6 protein-coding genes are annotated in these 5,938 nt (G+C 62.8%); 5 read left to right on the top strand and 1 reads right to left on the bottom strand.

The features are described 5' to 3' along the window. Window positions 1–825, top strand: an 825-nt coding sequence (locus AYR66_RS09910) for a DUF4384 domain-containing protein (RefSeq protein ID WP_206047125.1), incomplete at its 5' end; no start/stop codon positions are given. 6 nt (window positions 826–831) lie between these two features. On the opposite strand, the gene AYR66_RS09905 is transcribed toward AYR66_RS09910, so the two are convergent. Further along, a complete protein-coding gene (locus tag AYR66_RS09905; protein ID WP_337366884.1) occupies window positions 832–1,980 on the bottom strand; it encodes a formylglycine-generating enzyme family protein in 1,149 nt (382 codons plus the stop codon). A 246-nt stretch (window positions 1,981–2,226) separates the two neighbouring features. On the opposite strand from AYR66_RS09905, the gene AYR66_RS09900 reads away from it, so the two are divergent. The 4 genes from AYR66_RS09900 to AYR66_RS09885 form a co-directional block, all read left to right on the top strand. Further along, the gene (locus AYR66_RS09900; protein ID WP_088707360.1) at window positions 2,227–2,649 is read left to right on the top strand and encodes a DUF4399 domain-containing protein; all 423 of its coding nucleotides are present in this window, start codon (window positions 2,227–2,229) and stop codon (window positions 2,647–2,649) included. 57 nt (window positions 2,650–2,706) lie between these two features. Further along, a complete protein-coding gene (locus AYR66_RS09895; protein WP_088709723.1) occupies window positions 2,707–3,129 on the top strand; it encodes a DUF4399 domain-containing protein in 423 nt (140 codons plus the stop codon). Window positions 3,130–3,199: 70 nt separating this feature from the next. Beyond that, on the top strand, window positions 3,200–5,137 hold the full coding sequence (locus AYR66_RS09890; RefSeq protein WP_234814867.1) for an HD domain-containing phosphohydrolase: 1,938 nt from the start codon (window positions 3,200–3,202) through the stop codon (window positions 5,135–5,137). A gap of 33 nt (window positions 5,138–5,170) precedes the next feature. Beyond that, on the top strand, window positions 5,171–5,938 hold a 768-nt coding region (locus AYR66_RS09885), incomplete at its 3' end, for a TolC family protein (protein ID WP_170942288.1).

The raw sequence follows: 5,938 nt of genomic DNA, 5'->3' as shown, positions 1-5,938 counted from the left end.
GGCGCCGCATTCGCGGCGGCATTGCTGGCGACGCTGGCATTCAATTACTACAAAGGATCGAAGGAGCAGGTAACCGAGACGCCGGAAGTGGTGAAGGAAGAAACCCGCGAACCGCCGGCACTCGCCACCACGCCCCCAACACCGGTCGTGCCGCCGCTGACGATGGAAGCGGTGACGCCGGTGCTGTCGCGTATCCCCTGTTCGATCTTGCTGCCGACAATCAAGGACAACACGCTGCAGGTGCGCGGCTATCTCGCGGAAAGCGGAACTACACGTGCGAAGGAGATGCTGAATGCCATTCCCGGCGTGCAGGCGCTGAACCTCGACGTGCGGCAGGTCGCCGACGAGAAATGCGGCGCGGTCGAGTTGTTCGGCCCCTATTGGGCGCAGAATCAGGCCGCCGGCACGCCCGTGTCGGTGAAGACCAAGCCTGTGCGCAATGTGCTGGTGGAAGGCGATTCGGTCGTCCTCGACGTCACGACGCCGCCGTGGGATTCCCATGTGTATGTCGATTACTTTTCATTCGATGGCAGCGTGCTGCACATGGTGCCCAGTCCGCGCGCGCGCGCAAACCAGGCGCCGGCGAATTATTCTGCCACCATCGGCAGCATGGGTAACTGGACAGTCGCCAAGCCTTTCGGCACAGACCTCATCGTGATGGTGGCTACGCCGATGCCAATGTTCGATGGAATGCGGCCGGAGGCGGAAGCGGCGGGCGATTATCTGAAGGCGGCGGACAAGCAGTTGAAGCAGATTGCGTCGAAGCATGGCCGGGAGAAGATTCTTGTCGATTTCCTCCAGGTGACAACCAAAGCCAAGAAGTAGGGTGCATCACTTCAAGTCCCGCGCTACCCGGAACCCGTTCTGCGAATGCCTCACGCTCGCTCCGTATTTGAACCGGGTGGAAGCAGGCATGTAACTCGCGCCATCACGCCATGAGCCGCCGCGAATGACGCGCTCGCGGCATCCCGGCATGTCCCAGGGCTTGCCGTCGCCGGGTGCGCCCTTGTACGAGTTGTGCCAGCAATCCGCGACCCATTCCCAAACGCTGCCGTTCACGTCATGCAGGCCATAGGCATTGGGCGCGAAGGAGCCGACCTTCGCGGGCCCGTCGGCGCTATACGGGTCGCCGCAGTCCTTGCAATTGGCATTGCCCGGGCGCATCTGCTCGCCCCACCAGAAACGGCTAGACGTGCCGCCGCGTGCGGCATATTCCCACTCGGCTTCGCTCGGCAGGCGATAGCTTTTCCCGGTCGTGGACGACAGCCATTTCACATACTGCTGCGCATCGTCCCAGCTCACATCGCGCACCGGCGTATTGCCGGCATAGTTGCCGCCCAGGCGCGGACATCCTCCGCCTTCGGCGCAGGCGTTCCACTGTTCGACAGTGACCTCATATTTGCCGATGGCAAAAGGCGTACTGATCGTCGCGCGATGCGCGGGTTTCTCCGACGGGTCGCCGGAATTCGCGCCCATGGTGAACGAGCCGGCCGGCAGTGAAATCAGTACCGGGCAGGTGGGGCAGTCGCGGATTTCCCCGGTCGCCGCTTTTGGTGGCGGCTTGTCCGGAACAGGTTCGGCTTGCGCCGGTGCTTCCTTCGGCGCGGGCGGTTCCTTCGCTATCGGCGGCGTGCGCTTGCGCTCGGGTTCGGCTTTCGGAGGATGGGTTTTTTCAGGCGCGCTCTTCGCAGCCGGGCGTTCCGTCTCAGGCGGCGCCTCCCGCTTGGCAGCAGCTCGCAAGCGTTCGATACGCGCTTTCGCGAGAGACGCGAAGCGTCCCTTCGGGTAAGCCTGCAGGTAGGCTTCGTAATCGCCGACCTGGTCACTGTCCTTGATCGATTCCCAGAACGTCAGCTCGACCTGTTCGGCGCTGTCCTTCGGCAGGATGGCGGCGATGCCGGTTTCGAGCAGGTTCGATGCCGGCGCCGGCCCGACTGCGGAGACACCCAGCGAAAGTGCGATCAGGAATGTTGGCCTCACAGCAAATCCTTCTTCAATGAATGAGGTTCTGTGGCGGATTCGTGTTGCTCCTCCTGCATATCATCGATATCAAGAGTCGAAACGGTTTGCGAAAGCACAAACGAGAGTCCACAACTTCTCCGAAAATGAGAGCAACCGCTTTTTCCTGCCGGTAGAAGTATCCGCAAGCGGTTGGTGGTTGAACTGGTGGCCGCGGGCCTGCACTGCCTTGCGGCGCTTTTGGCGGATATTCCTGCTGGAGGACGCATGCTCAGAATTGTCCCTGTCGCCGTCTTCGCAATCGCATTTCTCGGTTCGGCTGCCGCACATGCGGAACGCACCCCCGCGCCGGAGAACGCCGAGGCTTACATCATCTGGCCGCAGAACGGCTCGGTGGTCGGCGGAAAATTCTGGCTGCGCATGGGGTTGCGCAACATGGGCGTGGCGCCGAAGGGCGTGGAGCGAAAGAACACCGGCCACCACCATGTGCTTATCGATACCGACCTGCCCGACATGGACAAGGAAATCCCGTCCGACCGGAACCACCTCCACTTCGGCGCCGGTGAAACAGAAGCCAGGATCGAGCTGCCACCCGGCAAGCACACGCTGCAGCTGCTGCTTGGGGATAAAGACCATGTGCCGCACGATCCGCCCGTGATGTCGAAGAAGATCACGATCACGGTGAAGTAGATGACGACCGGAGCGACGATGCGTGTGCGGAAGAAAACGGATTCGGGGGTAAGCATCATGGCCAGGACCTGTGCTGCAGCAGCGTTTTTCCTCATCTCGTGGACGGCGGCATTCGCGGGCGAGACGCCTGCCGCGCCGCATGCCTACCTGTACATCGGCTGGCCGAACAATGGCGAGGTGGTCGCCGCCGGCAAGCCCTTCCGCGTCTGGTTCGGCCTGCGCGACATGGGCGTCGCGCCCAAGGACGTGAAGCTGCCCAACACGGGGCATCACCACCTGCTGATCGATACCCCGATACCGCCTGCCGACAAGGAGATTCCGTCGGACAGGAACCACCTGCATTTCGGAGCGGGCGAGACCGAAACCATGATCGAACTGCCGCCGGGGAAGCATACCTTGCAGTTGCTGATGGGTGACGACAAGCACATCCCACACAACCCGCCGATCGTGTCGAAGAAGATCACGATCACGGTGAAGTAAGGCTTCCAGCCGTCGGCAGGTTCGGACAGTAGCAGAGCCGATGCGCGCGACGCCGGCGATTGGAGGTGTGATGGACAACCATGCGGCCCCGGCTGTTTCCGCCGGTGCGGTGACAGCCTATATCGAGGTCACCGGCGACGGGTCGGTGCGGCCGACCGTGTTTCCCATCCATGACGAAGTGGTGATCGGACGCGACCCGCAGGACTCGCTCGCTTCCGACAAATTCCTGTGCATTCCCGAACATACGGTAAGCCGCCGCCATGCGCGGATCCGACGCCGGGGCGACACGTATTTCATCGAAGACCTGCATTCCTTCAACGGCACCTTCGTCGACGGCAACAAGCTGCGGCCGGGCGCCTGGCACGCGCTCAAGGACGGCGACGAACTGACCGTCTCCAACGCGCAGATGGTGTTCCATTCGCTGGTGGTGCCGCAGCGTGACAGCACGCCCACCATCATCACGCGCGTGGTCGATGCCTCCGAACTGACGCGCATCATGGAACCGGGAGGAGGCGCCGCGCACGGCGACGTGCAGCAGACCATGCAGAAGCTGCATGCGATGGCGCAGGTCGGCATCGCACTCGGCGCCGTGACGGACCAGGAGACGCTGATCGAAAAGATCATGAACTTCATCTTCGAACTGTTCCCGATGGCCGAGCGCGCGTTCATCCTGCTGCGCAAGAACGAAGGCGGACAGCCGATTCCGGTTGCAGCGCGCCGGCGCGACGGGCGGGTCGAGGATCCCGACAAGGCGCGCATGTCGCGCACCATCATCGAGGATGTGTTGAACCGCAAGCAATCCATCCTCTCTGTCGATACCTTGTCCGACCGGCATTTCGGGGCGCAGGAATCGATTCTCGCGCAAGCCATCCGAAGCGTCATGTGCGTGCCCTTGGTGCTGGAAGGCGAATGCCTCGGGCTGATCCAGGTCGACACTTCGTCCGACCCCTATGCCTTCAAGGAGCAGGACCTGGAAATGCTGACCGGCGTATGCGCCGAGGCCGCGGTTGCGTTGAAGAATTTCCAGTTGTATTCCGACATCGAGCGCTTGCTGGACGGCTTCGTGCGCGCTTCCGTGCAGGCGATCGAAGAGCGCGACCCGGCAACGGCGGGGCATTCCTTCCGCGTCGCGGGTTATGCGGAAGCGCTGGCCGAGGCGGTTGACCGGGCGGACATGCCGGAGCTGCGGCGCGTCAGTTTTACCCATGACCAGCTGCGGGAAATCCGTTACGCAGCACTGCTGCATGATTTCGGCAAGGTCGGTGTGCGCGAGCATGTGCTGCGCAAGGAAAAGAAACTGCATCACTATGAAATGCGCATGCTGGACGAGCGCTTCAAGTACGCCCGCGCCTGCCTTGAAAAGCGGGCCTATCGCGGCCTCGTCGAAAGGCATGCGGCGGAAGAAATGACGCTGTCCGCATTCCGCGCGGAAAAACGCAGGTTGGAAGACGAATTGCACGATGAGTTCGAACGACTGGAGCGCTTCCACGCGGCCATCCGCGAGGCGAACGAGCCGGCGATTTCGCATGGCGGCGTGCTGCCGGACCTGTCGGAGGTGCTCGACTATGCGTTCGAGGAAGTGGCGGGCTGCGCGTCGCCGCTATTGCACGAGTGCGAGTTTTCCGCGCTCAGCCTGACCAGGGGCTGCCTGACCCCGGAAGAGCGCAAGGAAATTGAATCGCATGTCGCCGATTCGTATTCCTTCCTCATCCTGATTCCGTGGACGCGCGACCTGGCCGGCGTGCCCGCGATTGCGCACGGTCACCACGAAAAGCTGGATGGTTCCGGCTATCCGATGGGACTGCGCGGACACCAGATCAGCATCCAGACACGCATCCTGACCATTTGCGACATCTACGACGCGCTCACTGCCGGCGACCGGCCGTACAAGAAGGCGGTGCCGGTGGAACAGGCGCTGGACCTGATCGGCTCCGAGTGCAATGCCGGCCATCTCGACCCGCGGCTTTTCAAGGTATTCGTCGATGCTAGGGTGTGGGCGGACAACTGAGCCGGGACAACTTCAAGACAGCAGGACAACGATATGCAGACCTCACCATTTTCTTCGCCGGTCTTCTTGCGCCGCACGCTGGCAGGCGGGCTGTGCGCCACCGTGCTCGGCGGTTGCGCCGACGTCAGCATGGCGCCTTACCAGACGCCGGCCGCGCCGGTGAAGGCATCCTGGTCCCAGGGCCAGCCGGTATCGGCCGCCGCGACCATTGCGCCGGACTGGTGGCGCGAGTTCAAGGATCCCTACCTCGACGGCCTGGTGGACAAAGCCGTGGCCGGCAACTTCGACGTGAAGATCCTCGCGGCGCGTGTGCAGGTAGCGAACGCGGAAGTCGGCGAAGCGCGCGCCGGCGCAATGCCGTCGCTGAGCGCCGCCGCCGGTGCGAGTTTCGAGAAGAGCACCGGCCAGCCTTTTGCCAAGACCTTCAACCTCGGCACCCAGGTCAACTGGGACATCGACATCTGGGGCAAGGTGGAGAAGGGTGTGCAGTCGCAGCGTGCGGCGTACGAGGCGTCAGAAGCGGACTGGCGGGCAGGTTACCTGACGCTGGCTTCAACGGTGTCAACGACGTACTTCCAGATCCTGCAGCTGGACGAGCAGATGGCGCAGCAGCAGAAGGCGCTGGACAAGGGCAAGCAGATCCTCGGCATCTACGACGCCATGCAGAAGAACGGCTTGCTGCCTAATACCCGGGTACTGCAGCAACGTGCCGAGATCAACCGGCTCACCAACGATCTCCTGGAGCTGCAGCGCGCCCGCAACCTTGCCGCCAACGCACTGGCGACGCTGCTGGGCGTACCC

Source organism: Noviherbaspirillum denitrificans, assembly GCF_002211445.1.
GTDB lineage: Bacteria > Pseudomonadota > Gammaproteobacteria > Burkholderiales > Burkholderiaceae_D > Noviherbaspirillum > Noviherbaspirillum denitrificans.
The sequence above is the reverse complement of the archived record's forward strand: the minus strand, read 5'-3'. Positions and strand labels throughout refer to the sequence as shown.

Coding starts and splice junctions, on each gene's coding strand:
- AYR66_RS09890 (WP_234814867.1), top strand. CDS start 3,200: ATGGACAACCATGCGGCCCCGGCTGTTTCCGCCGGTGCGGTGACAGCC.
- AYR66_RS09895 (WP_088709723.1), top strand. CDS start 2,707: ATGGCCAGGACCTGTGCTGCAGCAGCGTTTTTCCTCATCTCGTGGACG.
- AYR66_RS09900 (WP_088707360.1), top strand. CDS start 2,227: ATGCTCAGAATTGTCCCTGTCGCCGTCTTCGCAATCGCATTTCTCGGT.